This window comes from Streptomyces sp. HUAS MG91 (assembly GCF_040529335.1).
In the GTDB taxonomy this organism is placed as follows: Bacteria; Actinomycetota; Actinomycetes; order Streptomycetales; family Streptomycetaceae; genus Streptomyces; species Streptomyces tabacisoli.
Map to the genome: position 1 here is coordinate 7,768,201 of NZ_CP159534.1, position 21,064 is coordinate 7,789,264.

A 21,064-nucleotide genomic window follows, 5' to 3' on the forward strand; every position below is an offset into this window, starting at 1 on the left:
CGATGGGACAATGACGGCATGACAGGCGCTGAGGAGTTCACCCCCGAGTCGGAACGTGTCATGCGCACCCTGCGCGATCAGATCATCGAGGGAACACGGGCGCCGGGCAGCAGGCTCGTCGAGCGGGAGATCGCCCAGGAGCTGGGGGTGAGCCGGCTCCCGGTGCGGGACGCCCTGCGGGACCTGGCGGGCGAGGGCCTGGTGACACCGCGCCCGCGCACCTGGGCCGTGGTGCGCGAGTTCACGCCCTCCGACATCGCCGACCTCGGCGAGGTGCGCTCCGCGCTGGAGGTACTGGGATTCCGGCTCGCCGCGCAGCGCCGCACCCGGGCCGGACTGGCCCGGCTGCGCGCCCATCTCGACGCCGAACTCGACGCCGCCGCGCAGGGCGACGGCACCCGCGCCCGGAACGCGGCGGCCGACTTCCACGAGACGGTCACCGACCTCGCCGACAACGCCCTGCTGAGCGAACTCAACGAGACGCTGGGCAGCCGGATGCGCTGGCTGCTGGGCCAGCACGACGACTTCGGGGCCGTCGCCGACGAGCACGAGGAGCTGTACCGGGCGATCGAGGCACGGGACGTGCGGCGCGTCGAGGAACTGACGCAGCGACACCTGGCGACCAGCGAGGTGGAGGCCGTGGCGCACCAGCGATGCCGGCCGGTTCAGACGCCGCGGTAGCGCCACAGCGCCGGCATCCGCAGCGCGAGACACGCCAGGAACGCCACGAGGATCAGGGCACTGACGAACGTGGTCGTGGCCACCCCCGCGTACTCGGCCGCCGCGCCGAGGACGAGCGAGGACACCGGCATGACGCCGATGGCCAGCTCCTGCACGCCCAACGCCCGCCCCTGCACGGCCGGTTCGGTCGTCATCAGCAGCAGGGTCGTCTGGAGGACGCCGAACGCGGCACTGAGCAGACCGATCCCCGCCATCAGCGCGAACGACACCGCCACCTGGTGCGACAACGAGAACGCGCCCCACAGGGCCGCCCAGCCCGCGGTGCCGAACACGAACAGGCCGCCCTTGAAGGGGAAGTCGCCGAGCGCGGCGATGACGGTCGAACCGACGAGCCCGCCGACGCCGCTGCAGGTGAGGAGCCAACCCAGGCCGTCGGCGTCGAGCCCCAGCGACTCCTGCGCGAACACCGGCATGAACGCCTGGTACACCGGCCACAGCAGCACGTTCGCCGCGAGCGTGACACCGAGCACCCCCGTCGCCAGCCGACTGCGCAGGATGTGCCGTATCCCGCCGACGAGCATGTCCCTCAACGACTCGTCCGCGTGCGGGAGTTCGGCTCCGCGCGAGAGCCGGGCCCGGCGCAGCGGCCGCAGCGCGAGGAGGGAGAGCCCGTACCAGGCGGCGGAGATCCACAGGGCGGCCGCCGCGCCGAAGGCGCTGATCAGCGCGCCGCCCAGGGCCGGACCCAGCACCTGGGTCATGTTCATCGCCATGGCGTTGAGGGCGTTGGCGTTGCTCAGGTGGCGGCGTCCGACCAAGGACAGGACGAGCGCCGACCGGGCGGGCTGCGAGGGGGACTGCGCCAGACCGATGGCGAGGCCGCCCAGCACCAGTGCCCAGTACGGCACCTGCCCCGTCGATTCGAGCGCCGACAGGACGACGGCGGCCCCCAGCGCCCAGCCGCAGGCGATCGTCAGCAAACGTACGCGATCGTGACGGTCGGACAGCACACCGGCCAACGGGCCGAGCAGCATCGGGGCGAGCCGTACCGCCGTGAAGACCGCGAGCAGGAACTCCGAACCGGTGGTGTCGAAGACGATCCAGCCCAGCACCATCGTCTGGGTCCACGCGCCGCCGAAGAAGAACACGTTGGAGACCCACAGGGCGCGGAACTCGCGGCTGGCGCGCAGCGCCGCCAGCGGGCCCGCCCGGCCCGGCGACGTGGGTGACGGGGGTGCGTCCGGCGGGTTCCTGCGCACCGTGGTGGTGCTCCTCTCCTGTGGGTGCGGCCCCGGCGACGTCCGTCGCGTCGCGGGGCGCGGTCGATGATTGGTATACCGAATGGCGGAGGCTGTGGATCAGGCGCCGACGAAGACGACGTCGCCGGGCACGTCGGCCCGGATCTCGGTGCCGATCTCGCGGGCCAGCAGGTCGTCGAGGCGGTCGAGCGGGCCGATCAGGGCACGTCCGCCGGCCTGGGCCACCCGCACCGCGGCCTCGACCTTCGGCTGCATCGACCCCTCGGCGAACCGCATGGAGGCCAGGCCCTCGGGGGAGGCGGTGAGGATGTCGCGCTGCTGCGGCGTGCCCCAGTTCTCGCTGACGAAGTCGCCGTCGGTGAGCATGATCAGCATGTCGGCCCGCAGGTCGGCGGCGAGCGCGGCGCTCGCCGCGTCCTTGTCCACCACGGCCTGCATGCCGATCTGGCGGCCCCGCGAGTCGGTGCGCACCGGCACCCCGCCGCCGCCCACGCACACCACCAGCGTGCCGTGGTCGAGCAGCGTGCTGACCAGTGGTGCCTGCATGATGCGCAGCGGGTGCGGGGACGGCACGACGCGGCGGAAGGCGCCGCCGTCCTTGGCGATCGTCCAGCGATACTCGGCCGCGGCCTCGGCGGCGTCCTGCGCCGAGTAGGTCGGGCCGATCAGCTTGGTCGGGCGCTCGAAGGCGGGGTCGGCCTCGTCGACCTCGGTCGTGGTGACGAGGGCGGCCACCTCGCGCTCGCCGGCCAGGGCGTTGGACAGCTCCTGCTGGATGACGTAGCCGATCATGCCCTGGGTCTCGGCGCCGAGGATGTCGAGCGGGTACGCCGCCACGTCCTGGTAGGCGAGGTTCTGCAGGGCGAGCAGGCCGACCTGCGGGCCGTTGCCGTGCGTGATGACGACCTCGTGCTCGCGGGCCAGACCGGCCAGCGCCTGGCAGGCGCCGCGCACGTTGGCGCGCAGCCGGTCGGCCGTCATGGGTTCCCCGCGCTTGGCCAGAGCGTTGCCTCCGAGAGCGACGACGATGCGCATGCTGATGCCCCTTGGTGAGAAGTGCTTGCCGAGAAATGCGGGTACAGGTGTTCGCCTACGAGACGCCGAATGGTATACCAAGGTGGGTGTTCCGTAGCGGACACCGTCGCAAGAGCTCGCACACCGGTCAGGACGCCGGGCCGAAGGAGGGCATGACGATGTGCCGTGAGGACTCCGCAGGGACGCGTACGGTGTCCGCGCTCTCCGGTGATGCCGCACTCCTGGACCGTCTGCGCACCGCGACCGGACAGGGCCGGGTCCACTCGGTCTTCACCCGCGTCGTCAATCTGCTCACCCCGGACGGCACGCTCGTCACGCTCGCCGCCCGCGACACCGGCGACGCCCCCCGGACCCTCGTCGTCGACCTCGCCGACTGGACCGGCACCCCGCTGGCCGCCGGGCAGCCCGTGACGTTCGCGCCCGGAAAACTGACGCTCGGCACCGGCCCCCTGCACGTGACCAGCACCGGCGCGTGGCCCTGGCGGGCGACGCCCCCGTCGCTCGCCCACCTCGCCCCCGGCGCCCTGGCCCGCATCGCCGACCGGCTCGACCGGCTCAACCAGGAGTTCGGGCCACGCGGCGGCATGCTCGGCCCCGTCCCCGGGGCGGGCCCGCTCGAACAGGCCGTCGCCCGCGCCCTCGACGCCGGACGCACGATCCTGCTCACCGCACTGCGCACCGGCGCGGACGACGCGGAGATCCGGCGCGGCGTCCTCGCCCTGCTCGGGCTCGGCCCCGGCCTCACCCCGGCCGGCGACGACTTCCTCACCGGCCTCACCTTCGTCGCGGCCCTGCCCGGAGCCGTGCCCACCGGCCTCGTCCCCACCGTGCGCGCCGTCCTCGCCGAGCACCGCGGACGCACCACCGACGTCTCCCACGCGACGCTGACCGAGGCCGCCGACGCCCGGGTCAGGGCCGAACTCATCGACGTACTGCGGCAGTCGGCCGACGACGGCCCACCGCCGCGAACACCGCACGACCCTGTCCGCAGGCTGCTGGCCATCGGCCACACCTCGGGCAGCGACACCCTGTCCGGCCTGGTGGCCGGACTCCACCTGGAAGAAGAACTGCGAGGTTCGCTGTGAGTACCACCACAGCCGTCGTACGGAAGAACACGTACTACGACTCCGTGTCCCTGATGTCCGTCTCGACCAAGGCCAATGCCCTGGAGGGGGTGGAGCAGGCCTTCACCGCCATGGGTACCGAGATGAACAAGGGGGTCCTCGACAACCTGGGCCTGCTCACCGACGAGCTCCGGGAGGCCGCCAGCGGTGACCTGATGATCGTCCTCGTCGCCGCCGACGACGCCGACACGGGCGCGCTGCTGGAGCGGGTCGAGGAGCTGCTTCAGCGCAAGGCCCCCGCGTCCGCCGGGGCCGGAGCGGTCACCTACCGTACGCTGACCGCCGCCGCCGAGGCCGTCGAAGGGGCCAACCTCGCGGTCATCGCCGTCAACGGCGCGTACGCGGCCCGCGAGGCCCGCAAGGCCCTCACCAGTGGCCTGCACGTGATGCTGTTCAGCGACAACGTCTCCGTCGCCGACGAGGTCTCCCTCAAGCAACTCGCCCACGAGAAGGGCCTGTTCATGATGGGCCCGGACTGCGGCACCGCCATCATCAACAACGTCGCCCTGTGCTTCGGCAACAAGGTGCGCCCCGGCTCCGTCGGCATCGTCGCCGCCTCCGGCACCGGATCGCAGGAGGTCTCCGTCCGCGTCCACGCGCTCGGCGGCGGCATCTCGCAACTGATCGGCACCGGCGGCCGCGACCTCAGCGAGGAGGTCGGCGGCCTGATGATGACCGACGGCATCCGCGCGCTCGCCGCCGACCCGGCGACCGACGTCATCGTCCTGGTCTCCAAGCCGCCCGCGCCGTCCGTCGAGAAGAAGGTGCTCGCCGAGGCCGCCGCCGCGGGCAAGCCCGTCGTCGTCTACTTCATCGGCGGCTCCGAGGAGGCGGTCACCGCGGCGGGCGCGCACTTCGCCGCCTCCAGCCTGGACGCGGCCCGCCAGGCCGTCGCCCACGCGGGCGTCCAACCGGCCCCGGGCGCCGGGGAGTTCGACGCCGAGGCCGCGGCCGACGCCGTCGTCGCCCGCCTCACGGAGGGCCAGCGCCACGTGCGCGGCCTGTTCTGCGGCGGCACCCTGTGCGACGAGACGATGTACGCGGTCCGGGACGCGGGCGTCGACGTGTACAGCAACATCCAGAAGGACCCCGCGTACCGCCTCGCCGCCGGAGCGGCGAGCACCGGGCACACCTTCCTCGACTTCGGCGACGACGACTTCACCAACGGCCGCCCGCACCCGATGATCGACCCCGCGCTGCGCCTGGAACGGCTCGTCGAGGAGGCGAAGGACCCGTCCGTCGCCGCGCTCGTCCTGGACTTCGTCCTGGGCTTCGGCTCCCACGAGGACCCGGTCGGCACCACCCTGCCCGCCATCCAGGAGGCGCAGCGCGTCGCCGCCGAGGCCGGCCGCCACCTGCCGGTGATCGCCTACGTCCTCGGCACCGACCTGGACACCCCGTCCGTCGCCGCCCAGAGCGCCGCCCTCGAGGCAGCGGGCGTCATCGTCACCCGCAGCTCCACCGAGACGGGCCAGTTCGCCCGCGAGATCGCCCGGAAGGCCAAGTAGCCATGAGCACCCCCGAATTGACCACCTCCGAGACGGCCGCGCCCGCCGCCGCCCTGTTCGGCTCCGACCTGAACGTCGTCAACGTCGGCCTCGCCATGTTCGACACCGACATCGCGGCCCAGGGCGCGCGGGTCACCACCCTCGACTGGACCCCGCCCGGCGGCGGCAGCGTCGAGGCGGCCCGCGCCCTCGACACCCTGGACGAGCCCGCGCTCGCCGCCCGCATCGAGGAGGCCAACGCCGAGGCCGTCGAGCGGATCACCGCCGCACGCCCGATGCTCGTCGGCTACGGCCGCGCCCTCGACGTCGTCCCCGGCATGACCCCGACCACGATCCTGCACGCGGGCCCGCCCATCACCTGGGACCGGATGAACGGCCCGATGCGCGGCGCGGTCACCGGCGCCCTCGTCTTCGAAGGCCTGGCCGAGGACCTTGAAGAGGCCGCCGAGGTCGCCGCCTCCGGCCGGATCACCTTCAAGCCCTGCCACGAGATGGACACGGTCGGTTCGATGGCCGGAGTCACCTCCGCGTCGATGTACATGCACATCGTCAGGAACGAGACGCACGGCAACACCGCCTACACCAACCTGTCCGAGCAGATGGCGAAGATCCTGCGGATGGGCGCCAACGACGAATCGGTCGTCGAGCGGCTGATCTGGATGCGGGACGTCTTCGGCCCCATGCTGAAGGAGGCCGTCGAGTTCACCGGCCCCATCGACCTGCGGCTGCTGCTGTCCCAGGCGATCCACATGGGCGACGAGTGCCACAACCGCAACGGCGCGGGCACCCTCCTGCTCTTCCAGGCCCTCGCGCCCGGCCTCCTCCAGTCGTCGTTCACGACCGCGCAGAAGAAGGAGGTCTTCGACTTCGTCGCGTCCTCCGACTACTTCTCCGGGCCGACCTGGATGGCGGTGGCGAAGGCCGCCCTGGACGCCGCGAACGGCATCGAGCACTCCACGATCGTCACCACGATGGCCCGCAACGGCGTCGACTTCGGCATCCGCGTCGCCGGCCTGCCGGGCCAGTGGTTCACCGGCCCCGCGCAGCGGGTGGTCGGCCCCATGTTCGCCGGGTACCGGCCGGAGGACTCCGGGCTCGACATCGGGGACAGCGCCATCACGGAGACCTACGGCTTCGGCGGCTTCGCCATGTCGGCGGCGCCCGCCATCGTCGCCCTCGTCGGCGGCACCGTCGCCGAGGCGACGCAGTACACGCGGGACATGGGCGAGATCACCACGACCCGCAACCCCAACGTCACCATCCCCGCCCTCGACTTCCAGGGCCTGCCCACCGGCATCGACGTCCGCAAGGTCATCGACACCGGCATCCTGCCGATCATCAACACCGCCATCGCCCACAAGGAAGCGGGCATCGGCATGATCGGCGCGGGCATCACGCACCCGCCGGCCGAGGCCTTCACCAAGGCGGTCACCGCACTCGCCGAAACGTTCGCCGGCTCTTCCTCCTGACGGTTCTGACGCGCGCGAGCGCCCGCCCCGGAAGCCCACACACACGATGAACTCACAGCACTCCGCCCTGGACCCCGCCGCCGCACAGCCGGACACCGCGGCCCTCGACGACGAGTACGAGCACAGCCCGGTCCCGGCCGACCGGCGCAAGTCGTTGTGGACGGTCTCGGCCGTCTGGTTCGGATTCCCGATGATCCTGACCAACGCCGTTCCCGGCGGTGTGGTCGTCGCCATGCTGGGCTTCTGGCGCGGGATGGCCGCCATCGCGGCGGCCAACCTCGTCATGATCGTCTACGTGGGGATCCTCAGCCACCGCGCGGGCTCCACCGGCGAGAGCTTCTCGCTCCAGGCCACGCGCACCTTCGGCCGCGCCGGATACATCGTGGCCGCCGCGTTCCTCGCCACCATCGTGGTCGGCTGGTTCGCGTTCAACACCGGGGCCACCGGCGCCACGCTGCACCAGGCGTTCGGCTGGCACGAGCGACTGGTCGCCGTCCTCGCCGGGCTGGGCTTCATAGCCCTGACCTACCTCGGCATCAAGGCACTGTCCTGGCTGGGCGCGGTCGCGGCCCCGCTCTTCGTCGTCGCGGGCGTGACCGCCCTGGTGATCGTGGCCGGCGACCACGATCTCGGGGCCGTCTTCTCGTACGAGGGCGTGGGCGGCGCCTCCACCCTCACCTTCGGCGCCGCCGTCTCGACGATCATGGCGACGTTCGCCGACTCCGGCACGATGACCGCCGACTTCACCCGCTGGTCGAAGAACGGCCGGCAGGCCGTCCTCGCCACCATCAGCGCGTTCCCGGTCGCCAGCGTCGTCGCGCAGGTCACCGGCGGTCTGGTGGTCGCGGCGGGCGCGATCGCCGCCCCGGCCGTCACCGGCGGCGACTTCCTGCCGATCCTGACCGGCGAACACTCGGGCGTGCTCAACGTGCTGGCCGCGGTCTTCGTCTTCGTCAACCTCGGCTCGGTGTGCAGCCACTGCCTCTACAACGGGGCGCTCGGCTGGTCCCATCTGACCGGCCGGACGATGCGGCTGATGACGATCGTCCTGGGCCTGGTCGGCACGGCGGCCGCGCTCGCGGGCGTCTGGGACCACTTCCTCGACTGGCTCGTGATCCTCAGCGTCTTCGTGCCGCCGCTGGGCGGGGTCCTGATCGCCGACCAGTTCTTCGCCCGCGGCGGCCGCGCCGCGATGGACCGCCGCGCCACCGTGGCCGTGCGGCCCACCGCGTTCGGGGCCTGGGCGATCGGCGCGGGCGCCGCGGCCGTCGCCCACTGGTCGGCACCACAGCTCTCCGACGCCGTCACCGGCCTCGTCGTCGCCGTCCTCGCGTACGCCGTGCTCGAACGGTGCGTGCCCGCGCCCACGCCCTAGGGGAAGGTCCGCCTCGGCTCAGTGATCGTCCCGCTGCGCCTCGTCCGGTTCCTGCCAGGAGTCCTGCCGCGGCTGCGGCGTCTGCGGCGGGTTCGGACGCCGGGCCAGGCGGCGCCTGCTCGTCCACAACAGGACGAGCAGGCCGATCACGATCAGGACGCCGACGACGGTGAAGATCCAGGAGGCGCTGCCCGAGGCAGCCAAGGTGTGCATACCTGCCTGTACCTCACGACACGGCTGCCAATCACTTCAGGTGCACAGGCCACCCGGTTGGGGCTCAGGACCGGCCCCGGCCGCGCCAGGCCCGGTACCGCGCCTGCTGCCGCGCGCTCTCCCCGAGCGCGACGAGTAGCCGCATTCCGTACGTGCGTACGGTCACCGGAAGCCAGAACGAACCCGCCCGGCCGTGCAGCAGGGACCCCTCCGCGAGGGCGCCGAGTTCCCGTGTGACGTCCGGCAGCAGCCGGTCGCCGCAGACCACCCGGGCGTCCTCGGCGGTGAAGACGCCGATGAAGACGGAGAGGCGGGCCCACAGCAACCGCTGCGCGGGCGTGCACAGTTCGTGGCTGCGGCCCAGCACGGTGCTCAGCGAGTGGTGGTGCGCGGGGTGCCGGTCCGGATCGCAGTCCGGGGGCCCGAGATCGTCCCCGACGTCCAGGGCGTGCTCCAGCTCGCCCAGGCTCAGCGAGCCCAGCTTGGCCGCGGCGAGCTCCAGGGCGAGCGGCAGCAGGTCGAGGCGCCGGCACAGGCTGCGCGCGAGCACCTCGTGGAGCGGGGTGCCGACCCGGCCGGGCGCCGCCGCCCGCGCCCGGTCCAGGAACAGCTCCATGGCCGCCTCCTCGCTCAGTGGCCCCACGACGAGCAGCCGCTCCGCCGCCGTCCGCAGCGGCACCCGGCTGGTCACGAGGACCCGCACCCCGGGACACCGCCACAGCAGTTCCGGGACGAGGATCCGGCAGGCGTCGGCCAGGTGCTCGGCGTTGTCGAGGACCAGCAGCACCTCCCGACCGGCGAGATGGGACAGCACACCGTCGCGCACCGGACGGCCGTCGGAGACGTCGAGGCCGACGGCCGCGGCGATCGCGTACGGCAGCAGGGCCGCCTTGCGCAGCGGGGCGAGATCGATGACATGCGCACCGTCCCGCGCGCCCGGACGCGCGGCGAGCGTCCGGGCGAACCGGGACTTCCCGACGCCGGGCAGTCCGCTGAGGGTGAGATGGCGGCCCTCGGCGAGCAGCGCACCGGCTTCCGTCAGGAGCGCGTCGCGCCCCACGAACCCCGCGTCCGAGGTGCTGGCGTTCATGATCGGCTCCCGCCTGTCGTGCGCCGCTGTGGGGGACGTCCTGCCGTGTGCGGGAACGGGATCGGTCGGGGAGAGGGGGCGCGGCGTCCGCACGATGGCCCATCGGGGGTACGGAAAACAGGGCCGAACGGTACCGGATCCCGGACCGTCCGGTGCATGCCGCGACGGACCCGGTCCACGACACGCCCGCACCGACGTGCTCGACCGTGCCCGGCGCCCGCTGCCCGCGAAGCATGATCCGCCGCGCGGTCTACCCCCGGCCCGCATCAAGATCTACGGTGACGGAGTACCGCACGACCTGGCCCGATGCCCGGCCGCGGCCGGTGAAGTCGTCGTCCGCGCCCGCCTCTTGGCATCCCTCCGGATCGCGCGGTCCGCGCCTTCGCCATGCCCCGACCGATGGAGAGCTCCAGGTGTCCACCCCAGCCCCCGGCGTCGCCCGCGACGCCGCCACCCGCATCGCCTCCGCCGAGGTGCTCGTCGCCTCGCCCGGCCGCAACTTCGTGACGCTGCGCCTGCGTACCGAGGACGGCGTCGAAGGACTCGGCGACGCGACCGTCAACGGCCGTGAACTGGCCGTCGCCTCCTACCTCGGCGACCACGTCACCCCGCTGCTCATCGGGCGCGACGCCCACGCGATCGAGGACACCTGGCAGTACCTCTACCGGGGCGCGTACTGGCGGCGCGGTCCCGTCACCATGGCGGCGATCGCGGCGGTCGACACGGCGCTGTGGGACATCAAGGCCAAGCTGGCGGGCCTGCCCCTCTACCAGTTGCTCGGCGGTCGCAGCCGGCGCGGCTGCCTGGCCTACGGGCACGCCAGCGGCGCCGACCTGGAGGAACTGTTCGACTCCATACGCGACCACCTCGACCAGGGTTTCCGCGCCATCCGCGTCCAGAGCGGCATCCCGGGACTCGGCTCCGTCTACGGCGTCGCCTCCAGCGCCAACGCCGCGGTCGGCGAGACCGGCGCCACCTCCCGCTACGACCACGAGCCCGCCCGCCGCGCGATCCGGCCGGTCGAGGAGGAGTGGGACACCCGCGCCTATCTGCGGCACGCCCCGAAGGTGTTCGAGGCGGTCCGCGCCGAGTTCGGCCCCGAACTGCCCCTCCTGCACGACGCCCACCACCGCCTGACCCCCATCCAGGCGGCCCGGCTCGGCAAGGACCTGGAGCCGTACGACCTGTTCTGGCTGGAGGACGTCACCCCGGCGGAGAACACCGCGATGCTGCGCCGCGTCCGCGAGCACACCACGACACCGCTGGCGATCGGCGAGGTCTTCAACACCATCTGGGACTACCGCGAACTCTTCGAGGAACAGCTCATCGACTACGTACGTTCGCCCGTCACCCACGCCGGTGGCATCACCGCGCTGCGGCGGATCCTCGACTACGCGGCCGTCTACCAGATCAAGTCGGGCGTCCACGGCCCCACGGACATCTCCCCGGTCGGCCTCGCGGCCGCCCTGCACCTGGGCATCGCGATCCCCAACTTCGGCATCCAGGAGTACATGAAGCACTCCCGGGCCACCGACGAGGTCTTCCGGCCCGCCTACCGTTTCACCGACGGGCTGCTCACCCCGGGCGAGGAGCCCGGCCTCGGCGTCGGCTACGACGACGAGACGGCGCGGGCCCACCCCTACGCCCCCGCCTACCTCCCCGTGAACCGGCTCCAGCTGGACGGATCCCTGCACGACTGGTGACCCCCGGCAGGCTTGGCGCCCCGGAGCCCGGGCAGTCGGGGGAGGACAGACGGACCACCACGAATCCGGCGACCTCAGGAGGAAGCCTCGCCATGAGCGCTTTCGACTTGCCCGACGCGGGGCGCACGACCTGTTCACAGGCGCGGGCCGAGACCAGCGCGGCCGTCCGGCCGCTGTGCGCGGCGGTTCCGTGGCGGCTGGCACGCCGGCTGTCCGAGGACGCGATGCTGGTGGCCGACGAGCTGGTCTCCAACGCGCTGCGGCACGGGGACGGCATGACCCGCTTCAGCGCCTGTGTGCACGACCGCGATCTGGTGATCCGGGTCCGTGACCGCAGCGCCGCCCTCCCGGGCGACCGGCCCCACGACCCGACGCGGCCCGGCGGCTTCGGCTGGCTGATGATCCAGCACCTGTCCCGGCGCGTCAGCATCGACCGGCACGACGACGGCAAGACCATCACCGCGGTCCTCGCCGGAGTCCGGCCGGACGAAGGGGCGCCCGCCAGGAGTTGACCGGGCATCCGGGGGCAACTGGGTGTCATGGCAACTGGATCGGTCACCTCACAAGGTGTCGGGCACGCCCGGCGCGCGGCGAACAGCAAAGCGGTCGCGATGGCGGCCCGCGCGGGCTTCGTCGCCCGCGGGGTCATCTACGTACTGATCGGCGTGCTGGCGCTGCGCATCGCGTTCGCCGACGGCGGCGGGAAACAGGCCGACCGCGGTGGGGCCCTCGCGGAGATAGCGGAGAAGCCGTTCGGCGCGGTCCTGCTGTGGGTACTCGGCATCGCCCTGGCCGGCATGGCCCTGTGGAGGCTGTCCGAGGCGCTGTTCGGGCAGGCGGGCCCGGACGGCGACAAGCCCGCCAAGCGGGCGGTGGCCGCGGGCCGCTTCGTCTTCTACGGGTTCGTCTCCTACTCCGTGCTGTCCTTCGCCGCCGGGGACAAGTCCAGCGGCAGCGGCAGCGGCAGTTCCGACAAGAGCTCGAAGGACATCACCGCGAAGGCGCTCGACTGGCCGGGTGGACAGTGGATCGTGGGTGCTGTCGGTGTGGGTGTCGCGGTCGCGGGTGTCTGGATCGCCGTTCGGGCCATCATGCGCAAGTACCACAAGCATCTGAAGATGTCGGAGATGTCCGACAAGACCCGCAAGGGTGTCGATTTCTTCGGAGTGTTCGGCGGCGCCTCCCGCGGCAGCGTCTTCGCCGCCGCGGGCGGCTTCGCCATCGCCGCGGCCGTCCAGCACAAGCCGGGGAAGGCCAAGGGCATGGACGACACCCTGCGCTCCTTCACCGACACCCCGGCCGGGCCCTGGCTGCTCGTGCTCATCTCCGTCGGCCTCGCCGCCTTCGGGATCTTCTCCTGGGTGAACGCCCGCTGGCGCAAGGTCTGACCGCGACGCCACCGGCCGGGGGTCAGCCCGGCACGGCGGCCGACGCGAAGTACGGCTTGCACACCGTCCCGTCGTAGTCGGTGGCGATCTCCAGCAGACTGCCGCCGTCGGCCGAAGGCAGCAGCGCGGAGCTGTAGTTGGGGCAGTAGTCGACGGTCGTGGACGCCACCGACACCGGAGCCTGGATCTCCCGCCAGGTCCCCGAGCCGCCCGCGTCGTTGACCCAGACGGTGCTGCCGCTGCCCGTGGCGCGGGATCCGCCGGCGTCGTACATCACCTGTCCGACGAGGAAGAGCCGGCCGCTCGCGCTGCCCGCCAGCGGGGACCAGGCGACGGTCGGGGCGTGCTTGAAGTACTTGCCGTCCGGGGTCTCGGGGCGGAAGCCGAGGTGGGCCGGGTCGCCCCAGTTCCAGCCGTCGGACGAGGTGCGGTAGTGCACGACGCACACGTACTGCCCGCTCGCCGCGCAGATCTCGTACGACATGAAGTACGAGCCATCGCCGAGTCGCCGCACCACGGCCATGCCGGGCCGGTCCGAGGCGAGGGTGCTCGCGACGGTGTCGTGGTGGCCGGTCCAGGTGACGCCGTCGGAGGTGCGGGCCGCCACCAGTTTCTGGCTGTGCACCCCGTCGGTCTCGTCGGAGTAGTGGCACACGAGGTTGCCGTCGGCGTCGACGGAGAACTCCGGCTCCCACAGGCCCTTGTCGTTCGCGGCCGTGGCGACGGTGGACAGATGGCTCCAGGTGCGGCCGACGTCGTCGCTGCGGAAGACCCGGATCGCCATCCGGCGGCCCGACTCGTCCTGGCCGGTCGAGGACGCCCAGAGCAGCGTGCCGGCCGGCAGGGAGCCCACGGCGCGCGGGAGTTCGAAGAGGGTGGAGCAGCACAGGCCCTGGCCGCCGGCCGCCTCCGGGTCACCGACCGTGCCGACCTGGGTGAACGTCCGCCCGCCGTCGGTGCTCTCGTGGATCGCGCCGAGACCGTCGTTGCCGGAGAACGTGACCACGGAGGCGAGGACGCGCCCGTTCGCCGCGCCGCTGTGCTCCAGGCGCACGGCCCGCGGGTACAGACCGGTCCCGTCGCGCAGCGGTGTGCCGGTCGCGGCGTGCGCGGCCGTCGTCGGCGGCGCCACCAGGGCGATCAGCAGCCCGAGCAGGAGCGCGACGAGCAGCGACGGACCGGCCGTGGCGGGCCGGTCCGTCGCTGCGCGGGGGAAGATGCGTGGCCGGGACGTCATCGGGCCTCCTGCGAGCTGTGGAGGGAGGGGCGCATGGCGCGGTGGGGGTGCGGGGGACGAACGGGACCCGTGGGGACACGAGCCGGTTTACATCGTTGTACTCAGCCGCTGAAGCGCCGTCAAGAGGCCCTGGATCCCACGGTCACAAGAAGTGCTGGATGGCCCTGGTCGCCTTCTCCGCGGCACGGAAGGCCACCGGCCGGTCGGCCCAGCGGTCGGGCTGGACGCGCATGCTGTGCGAGACGTCCTTCTCGTAGTCGGCGTCGAGGCTCGCGGTGAAGGTCTCGTCCAGGACGGCGAGCATGACTTCCTCGTCGTGGTCCAGGGAGCGCCGGTTGAGGTTGGTGGAGCCGACCAGTGACGCGATCCCGTCGACCGTGACGACCTTGCAGTGCAGCATCGTCCGCTGGTACTCGCGCACGACGACCCCGCACTCCAGGAGCCGCGCGTAGTGGTGGCGGCCGGCGATCCGGCTCACCTGCTTGTCCGTGTGCGGGCCGGGCACGAGCAGCTCGACCTGCACACCCCGGCGGGCCGCCTCGCAGAGCAGGTCGACGAAGTAGACGTCGGGCGAGAAGTAGGCGGTGGCCAGGCGCAGCCGGGTCTGCGCGGACTCGATCACCACGCGCAGCAGGGTCTGCATGTCCTGCCAGCCGATGCTCGCCGAGCCGCGCACGACCTGGACGATGGCGTCCCCGCGCGGCTCGTGGTCGACGAAGCGGTCGTGCTCGTCGAAGAGCTCGTCGTGGCACTCGGCCCAGTTCTGGGCGAAGGCCGCGCAGATCCCGTCGACCGCCGGGCCGCTGACCCGTACATGGGTGTCGCGCCACTCGCTCGGGTCGCGCGCGTCGCCGCACCACTCCTCGGCGATGCCGACGCCGCCGGTGAACGCCGTCGTCTCGTCGACGACCAGGACCTTGCGGTGGCAGCGATGGTTCTGCTTGAAGGGGGAGAGGTGCAGCGGCTTGCGGAACCAGGCGACCTGCACCCCGGCCTCGTCCATGAGGGTGAGCAGGTCGTCCTCGATGGTTCGGCTGCCGAAGCCGTCGAGCAGCAGCCGCACCCGGATCCCGGCGCGGGCCCGGTCGGCGAGGGCGTGCGCGAAGTCGCGGGCTATCTCGCCCCGCCAGTACACGAAGGTCATCATGTCGATGGTGTGCCGCGCGCCGCGCACGGCGTCCAGCATGGCGGGGAAGATCTCGTCACCGTTGCGCAGCGGCGTCAGCGCGTTGCCCTCGGTGGCGGCGATGCCGATGAGGCGTTCCAGGCGCCGCCGCAGACGCCGACGGGGATCCTGTGGATGCTCGTCGGCCTCTGCGGCGGGGCTCGCGGGGGCCGTGGTGGTCGTGGTCAAGGCAGGCTCCGGGGATCGGGGACAGTGGCACGACTTCCACTGCCCCGTCACGAACCCTTCACGCGGCATCCCGGCGACCGATTGCTGGTCAGGGCCCCGTCACGGCTTCCGGCGCCGGTCAGCAGCCGAGGTTGCCGCCCGGCTCGACCCCGAGGATCTGCGTGAACTTCTCGTAGCTGTCGATGCGGCTCTGGACCTGTGCGGGGTTGCCGCCGTCGCACTCGATGCTGCCGTTGATGCTGCGGATGGTCTCACCGAACCCCGCGCCGTTCACGATGGCGTTGTGCGGGGTCATCGTGCCCGGCCCGGTCTGGGTGTTCCAGTACCAGAGGCCGGTCTTCCAGGCGACGGCCGCGTCGTTCTGGACGAGATCGGGATTGTTGAGCAGGTCGATGCCCAGTGCGTCGCCCGCCGCCTTGTAGTTGAAGTTCCAGCTGAGCTGGATCGGGCCGCGGCCGTAGTACTTGTCGGTTCCCGCGGGGCAGCCGTAGGGCTGTGAAGTATCGCAGTAGTGCGGGTAGTTGGCGGTGTTCTGCTCGACGATGTAGACCAGCCCGCCGGTCTCGTGGCTGACATTGGCGAGGAAGGCGGCGGCCTCCTGCTTGCGGACGGTGTCGCTGCCGGTTCCGCTGAATCCCGGATACGCGTCGAGCGCGGCGGTCAGCCCGGAGTAGGTGTAGAAGGAGTTCCGGCCCGGGAACATCTGGTCGAACTGGGCCTCGCTGACGACGAACTCCGCCTGCGTGGAGGCCTCGTGGGCGGGCTTGCCGGCCGGTTTCTCGGCGAAGGCCGGGGCGGTCAGGGTCAGCGCGGTGAGGGTCGCGGCGGAACCGGCGGCGGTCAGCAGGGCGAGGATGCGATGGCGCATGCGTGCGCTCCCAAGGAGGAAAGGTGTGGGGGGGTGCGGCGCCGCGCCGCTCGCGCGGCGGGCGCCGACGGTGGTGCGAGCCGTGGTGCCGGGGGCCGTGACGTGCCCGGCCGGGGCGCGCCGTGGGGGGAGGGCCCGCGGCACCACGGAGGTGGGGGAGTGGTGTCAGCTGCCGACGTTCACGTCGATGCAGGCGTAGAACGCGTTCGTGGTGTCGGCGATGTTCCAGACGGCCAGCACCTTTTGATGCCCCGTCAGCGACCCGAAGTCGACCTGGTGGGTGACGGTCGCGCCCGGCTTGGCACCGTTGTCATTGAACTCGGCGATCTCCTGGCCGCCGACGAAGTACTGCCAGGTGCTCGTCGCGTGCTGCGCGGTGAGCTTCCACTCGAACGTCGTGCTGCTCTGCACCGGGGTGGCGACCCAGCCCTTGGAGTCGTCGTCGAGTTCCGCGAACCGGCTGTTGCCGCCGCTGCAGCTGGTCAGGCCCTTGGGCCCCTCCACGCTCTGCGGCTCGTAGGTGATGTCACCGCAGGACACCGTGCCGGCCGCGCACTGGGCCTGCCGGCTGGGCGGCGAGTTGATGTAGCCGTGGGCGCTCGCCGAACCGGTGGGGAGCGTGAGGGCCAGGGCCGGGGCCAGAGCCGCGCCGATGAGGGCGGCCGTCTTCTTTCGGGCGTGCATGCCTACTCCTTCACTACAGGTCTCCCTGGGCGTGCGTGATGTGGGGACGCATGCCAGGGACGGCCTCTCGAGGGTGGGGCCAAGAGGCGCGAAGGGACATGGGGCCGGCCCTGCGGAACAGGGCCGACTCCCGTAAGCGGAACGGCCGTTGACGCTTGGCCTAGACCATACAAGTGGCTGTGTTCCTGTCAAGGTCGAGTCGGCCCCCACGGCGCCCCCGGGGCCGCGACGCACAGTGCCCCCAGCCGCGGGACGGCGGCGTGGGGGCACTGCGGGAAAGGCGATGTGAGCTGGGGGAACGGGACGGGGCCTCGCGGCCGGGACGGTCAGGTCCGCGGGAGCTTCGCGGCCGTCTCCAGATAGAAGGCGTCGATGCTGCGGACCGCCGCCTCGAAATCCTCCAGATTGACCGGCTTCGTCACATACGCGTTCGCGTGCTGGTGGTAGGCGCCGCTGACGTCGTCGGGTGCGGCGGACGTGGTCAGCACGACCACCGGGACGGCGCGCAGATCGGCGTCGTCCTTGAGGATCCGCAGCAGCTCCCGCCCGTTCATCCGCGGCATGTTGAGGTCCAGCACGATGAGGTCCGGCAGGGGCGTCTGCGGGTCCCGCAGATACTCCAGGGCCTCGAGACCGTCGGCGACCTGGGTGAGGTTGCGGGTGCTGTGCTGGGCCAGGGCGTCCTGGATCAGCAGGGCGTCGGCGAGATCGTCCTCGACGAGCAGGACGTCGTAGGAGCGGGGAGCAGCGATCATGGTGTGGAACTCCGGGGGACGAGAGGGGGGCACGGACGGGCGTCATGGGTGATGAGCCCGGGCCAGCGGCGGCGCGCCCCCTGACGGCTGAGGTGTGTCGCTTCGCCGATCTGAGGGTATCCGGCGCCTGCGGCGGCGGCGTCGCGGGCCGCCGCGCCCTCCAGCTCGCTCACCGCGTGCTGGAGGTGGGTCAGGACGCGGAGCCGCCGCAGCGCGTTGTGGGGGGCTTCACCGTGGAGATCGCGAGAGGGGTATCCGACCTGCGGGACAAGGTCGGCGACGAGGTCCTGGACGGCCTGGACGGCCAGTTCCTCGAAGGTGCGGCTTCCAGGGAGAAGTGACGGATCATTTCCTGGCATGCCCGAACCGTACCCTCAGGGAATACCGACGACAACAAGTGTTGTCGAGTGCCGTATCGTATCGACGCCGCTGCTGTCGGCGGCAGGCCTCGTGACGGGCGAAGGAGCACAGGAGCATGAACGTGGGCGGAGGCCGGCGCGAGCCGGCGGGCATAGCCCGTTGGACGACCCGGCGCTGGCTGACGACGGGGGTCGCCGCCAGTGCCGTCGTGCTGCTGATCCTCGGGGCGCTGGGCGCGTGGGCGCTGGGCACCACGTCACGGCTGACCGACGAGGTGACCCGGTACCGCTCGCCGGCCCTGATCAACGCGGTGCGCCTGGAGGCGGCCCTGGTCAACCAGGAGACCGGTGTCCGCGGCTACGGACTCACCGGGCGCCGCGACTTCCTCACGCCCTATACACAGGGCCGGGCGGACGAGAAGACCGCGCTGCAGGCGCTGGACCGGCTCGTCGCCGGGTCGGGCGAGGCCGAGAAGGACCTGCGTGAGGTGCGGTCGGCCGTCGCGTCCTGGCAGCGGCAGGTGGCCCGGCCGGTCGCCTCGGCGTCGGGTGCCGACGCGATCCGGATCGCCTCCGACCGGGCCGGCGACGGCAAGCGCCTGTTCGACTCCGTGCGCAGCTCGACGGCCCGCCAGCAGGACCATCTGCTGGCCGCCCGGCAGCACGCCGGGGCCAACCTCGACGCGGCGCAGCGCCTGCGCAACGGGGTCTTCGCCGCCATCGCCGTCGTCATCGTCGTCCTCATGTGCGCCATCTTCTACGGGCTGCGGCGCGGTGTGACCGGTCCGCTGACCCGCCTCGGCGCCGCGGCCCGGGACGTGGGCCGCGGCCAGTTCGACCGGAAGGTCCCCGCGACCGGTCCGGCCGATCTGCAGCAGCTGGCCCGTGACGTCGACGGGATGCGCGAGCGGCTGCTGGAGGAGCTGGCGCGCAGCGAGGAGGCCCGCAGCATGCTCGACCAGCAGGCCGACGACCTGAAGCGTTCGAACGCGGAGCTGGAGCAGTTCGCGTACGTGGCCTCCCACGACCTCCAGGAACCGCTGCGGAAGATCTCCAGCTTCACGCAGCTGCTCCAGCGGCGCTACGGCGACAAGCTCGACGAGCGGGCGGACCAGTACATCGCCTTCGCCGTCGACGGCGCCAACCGCATGCAGGTCCTCATCAACGACCTGCTGATGTTCTCCCGGGTCGGACGCGTCCACGACCAGCGGTCCGTCTCGCTCGAGGACTCCCTGAACGGCGCGGTCGACGGGCTCAGCGTGGCCGTGGAGGAGTCGGGCGCGCGCATCGAGCACGACGAACTGCCGACCGTCCACGGCGACGCCGGCCAACTGGGTCTGCTGTGGCAGAACCTGCTGTCCAACGCCATCAAGTTCCGCGCCCCGGACCGCCCTCCGCACATCCGCGTGAGCGTGCGCGAGGAGGACGGCATGTGGCGCTTCACCGTACGGGACAACGGCATCGGCATCGCCCCGGAGTTCCGCGAGAAGGTCTTCGTGATCTTCCAGCGGCTGCACACCCGCGAGGCCTACCCGGGCACCGGCATCGGCCTCGCGATGTGCAAGAAGACCGTCGAGTTCCACGGAGGCGCCATCACCATCGACCCGGTCGACGGCGACGGCACCTCGATCAGCTTCACCCTGCCCCTCCAACCGTCCGCCGAGGCGGCCGACAGCGAAGGATCGCTGGTGTCATGACAGCGCTCGATGGGACGTCCGCACCCTGCCGGATCCTGCTGGTGGAGGATGACGCCGGAGATGCCCTGCTCGTCGAGGAACTGCTGCTCGACACCGACATCGACCATGTCCTGGTCCACTGCCGCACCCTGAGTGAGGCCCGCGAGACGCTGGCCGCGCGGCGCAGCGACTGCGTCCTGCTCGACCTGCACCTCCCCGACGCCTCCGGGGTCGGCGCCGTCACCGACCTCCTCTCCGCGGCCGGGGACGCGGCCGTCATCGTGCTCACCGGCCTGGCGGAGTCCCAGGCCGGAGTCGAGGCGCTCGCCGCCGGCGCCCAGGACTACCTGGTCAAGGGCAAGGTGGAGCCCGACCTGCTGCAGCGGGCGGTGCGCTACGCCCTGCACCGCAAGCAGGCCGAGCGGGCCAACGCCAATCTCCAGGCGGGCAAGCTGCGCGCCGAGGAGAACGCCCGCCTGGAGCGCGGCCTGTTGCCGGCACCCATGCTGTCCTCCGGCGACGTCGTCGCCACCAGCCGCTACTTCCCCGGCCGCCAGCAGGCGCTGCTCGGCGGCGACTTCCTCGACGTCGTGGAGACCCCCGACGGACAGGTGCACGCCGTCATCGGCGACGTCAGCGGGCACGGCCCGGACGCCGCGGCGCTCGGCGTGTGCCTGCGGATCGCCTGGCGCTCCCTGACGCTGGGCGGCCACCGCGGCGGGGCGCTCCTGGAACTCCTGGAGCAGATGCACATCGCCGAGCGCAGCAGCACCGACCTGTTCACGACGTGCACCCTGGTGACCCTGGACCGGAGCTCGGGCACCGCATCCCTCCACCTGGCCGGCCACCACGCGCCGCTGCTGACGTCCCACGGACGCTCCGGGGAACTCGACATCGAGCACGGAGTGGCCCTGGGCATCGCCCCCGGCCTGCACAAGTGGCCGGTCACCACCGTCCGTCTGCCGCCCTCCGGCTCGCTGCTGCTCTACACGGACGGCCTGGTCGAGGGGCATGTCGACGAGAGCGCCGAGCGGCTCGGCGTCGACCGGCTGCTCGCCATCATGGACGCGTGCGCGGACTCCGACGCGGGCGCGCACCTGGACCGCATCCTCGAGGAGGTCCGGGTCCGCAACGCGGGCCGGCACACCGACGACCTCGCGGTCCTGCGGCTCGACTGGGCCGGACTGCCCGCCGTGTCGCCCCAGCGCGCCCGGGCCGGCGTGCGCTGACCCTTCTCCTCACCCCTTCCGTCAGCTTCTGCCCTGAAAACAGCCGTCGCGGGCCGC

The 21,064-nt window shown here is 72.1% G+C and carries 20 protein-coding genes; 11 read left to right on the top strand and 9 right to left on the bottom strand.

Annotated elements, in window-relative coordinates; genetic code table 11:
* Positions 1 to 18 precede the first annotated feature (18 nt).
* Positions 19 to 681, top strand: coding sequence for a GntR family transcriptional regulator (locus ABII15_RS35120; RefSeq protein ID WP_353946317.1), 663 nt, complete (start codon positions 19 to 21; stop codon positions 679 to 681).
* On the opposite strand, the gene ABII15_RS35125 is transcribed toward ABII15_RS35120, so the two are convergent.
* Both ABII15_RS35125 and ABII15_RS35130 read right to left on the bottom strand, forming a co-directional pair.
* Entirely contained in the window at positions 666 to 1,940 is a 1,275-nt protein-coding gene (locus ABII15_RS35125) for an MFS transporter (RefSeq protein ID WP_353946318.1), read from the bottom strand. The genes ABII15_RS35120 and ABII15_RS35125 overlap by 16 nt on opposite strands.
* 99 nt (positions 1,941 to 2,039) lie before the next feature.
* Positions 2,040 to 2,975, bottom strand: a complete 936-nt coding sequence (locus ABII15_RS35130) for a carbamate kinase (protein ID WP_353946319.1) — start codon at positions 2,973 to 2,975, stop codon at positions 2,040 to 2,042.
* A gap of 152 nt (positions 2,976 to 3,127) precedes the next feature.
* Here ABII15_RS35130 and ABII15_RS35135 point away from each other — a divergent pair, with 152 nt between their 5' ends.
* Genes ABII15_RS35135 through ABII15_RS35150 form a run of 4 tightly spaced genes read left to right on the top strand, consistent with a single transcriptional unit; the run spans position 3,128 to position 8,451 of the window.
* Positions 3,128 to 4,060: a DUF2877 domain-containing protein gene (locus tag ABII15_RS35135; protein ID WP_353946320.1), complete on the top strand. Its 933-nt coding sequence runs from the start codon at positions 3,128 to 3,130 to the stop codon at positions 4,058 to 4,060.
* The gene (gene fdrA, locus ABII15_RS35140; RefSeq protein ID WP_353946321.1) at positions 4,057 to 5,607 is read left to right on the top strand and encodes an acyl-CoA synthetase FdrA; all 1,551 of its coding nucleotides are present in this window, start codon (positions 4,057 to 4,059) and stop codon (positions 5,605 to 5,607) included. Before ABII15_RS35135 ends, fdrA begins: the two co-directional genes overlap by 4 nt.
* A 2-nt stretch (positions 5,608 to 5,609) precedes the next feature.
* Complete coding sequence (locus ABII15_RS35145; protein ID WP_353946322.1) at positions 5,610 to 7,076, top strand: DUF1116 domain-containing protein; 1,467 nt, start codon at positions 5,610 to 5,612, stop codon at positions 7,074 to 7,076.
* 46 nt (positions 7,077 to 7,122) lie between these two features.
* Positions 7,123 to 8,451 (top strand): cytosine permease, encoded by a 1,329-nt coding sequence (locus ABII15_RS35150; protein WP_353946323.1) that lies wholly within the window; start codon positions 7,123 to 7,125, stop codon positions 8,449 to 8,451.
* Between the two features lie 18 nt (positions 8,452 to 8,469).
* Here ABII15_RS35150 and ABII15_RS35155 read toward each other — a convergent pair whose 3' ends face one another.
* Both ABII15_RS35155 and ABII15_RS35160 read right to left on the bottom strand, forming a co-directional pair.
* Positions 8,470 to 8,664 (bottom strand): DUF6479 family protein, encoded by a 195-nt coding sequence (locus ABII15_RS35155; RefSeq protein WP_353946324.1) that lies wholly within the window; start codon positions 8,662 to 8,664, stop codon positions 8,470 to 8,472.
* Between the two features lie 64 nt (positions 8,665 to 8,728).
* Positions 8,729 to 9,754 carry an AAA family ATPase gene (locus ABII15_RS35160; protein WP_353946325.1) on the bottom strand — a complete coding sequence of 342 codons (1,026 nt, stop codon included), beginning with the start codon at positions 9,752 to 9,754 and terminating at the stop codon, positions 8,729 to 8,731.
* Positions 9,755 to 10,167: 413 nt separating this feature from the next.
* On the opposite strand from ABII15_RS35160, the gene manD reads away from it, so the two are divergent.
* The 3 genes from manD to ABII15_RS35175 all read left to right on the top strand — a co-directional run bounded on the left by manD (position 10,168) and on the right by ABII15_RS35175 (position 12,845).
* Complete coding sequence (gene manD, locus ABII15_RS35165; protein ID WP_353946326.1) at positions 10,168 to 11,457, top strand: D-mannonate dehydratase ManD; 1,290 nt, start codon at positions 10,168 to 10,170, stop codon at positions 11,455 to 11,457.
* 92 nt (positions 11,458 to 11,549) lie between these two features.
* On the top strand, positions 11,550 to 11,969 hold the full coding sequence (locus tag ABII15_RS35170) for an ATP-binding protein (protein WP_353946327.1): 420 nt from the start codon (positions 11,550 to 11,552) through the stop codon (positions 11,967 to 11,969).
* A 27-nt stretch (positions 11,970 to 11,996) separates the two neighbouring features.
* A complete protein-coding gene (locus tag ABII15_RS35175) occupies positions 11,997 to 12,845 on the top strand; it encodes a DUF1206 domain-containing protein (RefSeq protein ID WP_353946328.1) in 849 nt (282 codons plus the stop codon).
* A 22-nt stretch (positions 12,846 to 12,867) separates the two neighbouring features.
* On the opposite strand, the gene ABII15_RS35180 is transcribed toward ABII15_RS35175, so the two are convergent.
* The 5 genes from ABII15_RS35180 to ABII15_RS35200 all read right to left on the bottom strand — a co-directional run bounded on the left by ABII15_RS35180 (position 12,868) and on the right by ABII15_RS35200 (position 17,743).
* A complete protein-coding gene (locus ABII15_RS35180) occupies positions 12,868 to 14,082 on the bottom strand; it encodes a sialidase family protein (RefSeq protein ID WP_353946329.1) in 1,215 nt (404 codons plus the stop codon).
* A gap of 142 nt (positions 14,083 to 14,224) precedes the next feature.
* On the bottom strand, positions 14,225 to 15,361 hold the full coding sequence (locus ABII15_RS35185; protein WP_353947302.1) for a phospholipase D-like domain-containing protein: 1,137 nt from the start codon (positions 15,359 to 15,361) through the stop codon (positions 14,225 to 14,227).
* 193 nt (positions 15,362 to 15,554) lie between these two features.
* Positions 15,555 to 16,304: a chitinase gene (locus ABII15_RS35190; RefSeq protein ID WP_353946330.1), complete on the bottom strand. Its 750-nt coding sequence runs from the start codon at positions 16,302 to 16,304 to the stop codon at positions 15,555 to 15,557.
* 165 nt (positions 16,305 to 16,469) lie between these two features.
* Positions 16,470 to 16,988: a lytic polysaccharide monooxygenase auxiliary activity family 9 protein gene (locus tag ABII15_RS35195; protein WP_353946331.1), complete on the bottom strand. Its 519-nt coding sequence runs from the start codon at positions 16,986 to 16,988 to the stop codon at positions 16,470 to 16,472.
* Between the two features lie 326 nt (positions 16,989 to 17,314).
* Positions 17,315 to 17,743: a response regulator gene (locus ABII15_RS35200; protein WP_353946332.1), complete on the bottom strand. Its 429-nt coding sequence runs from the start codon at positions 17,741 to 17,743 to the stop codon at positions 17,315 to 17,317.
* A gap of 44 nt (positions 17,744 to 17,787) precedes the next feature.
* Here ABII15_RS35200 and ABII15_RS35205 point away from each other — a divergent pair, with 44 nt between their 5' ends.
* The 3 genes from ABII15_RS35205 (at position 17,788) to ABII15_RS35215 (ending at position 21,007) form a co-directional block, all read left to right on the top strand.
* Positions 17,788 to 18,084 carry a hypothetical protein gene (locus tag ABII15_RS35205; protein ID WP_353946333.1) on the top strand — a complete coding sequence of 99 codons (297 nt, stop codon included), beginning with the start codon at positions 17,788 to 17,790 and terminating at the stop codon, positions 18,082 to 18,084.
* A gap of 134 nt (positions 18,085 to 18,218) precedes the next feature.
* Positions 18,219 to 19,799 (top strand): ATP-binding protein, encoded by a 1,581-nt coding sequence (locus tag ABII15_RS35210; RefSeq protein ID WP_353946334.1) that lies wholly within the window; start codon positions 18,219 to 18,221, stop codon positions 19,797 to 19,799.
* On the top strand, positions 19,796 to 21,007 hold the full coding sequence (locus ABII15_RS35215; protein ID WP_353946335.1) for a SpoIIE family protein phosphatase: 1,212 nt from the start codon (positions 19,796 to 19,798) through the stop codon (positions 21,005 to 21,007). Before ABII15_RS35210 ends, ABII15_RS35215 begins: the two co-directional genes overlap by 4 nt.
* The last annotated feature ends 57 nt before the right edge of the window (positions 21,008 to 21,064 follow it).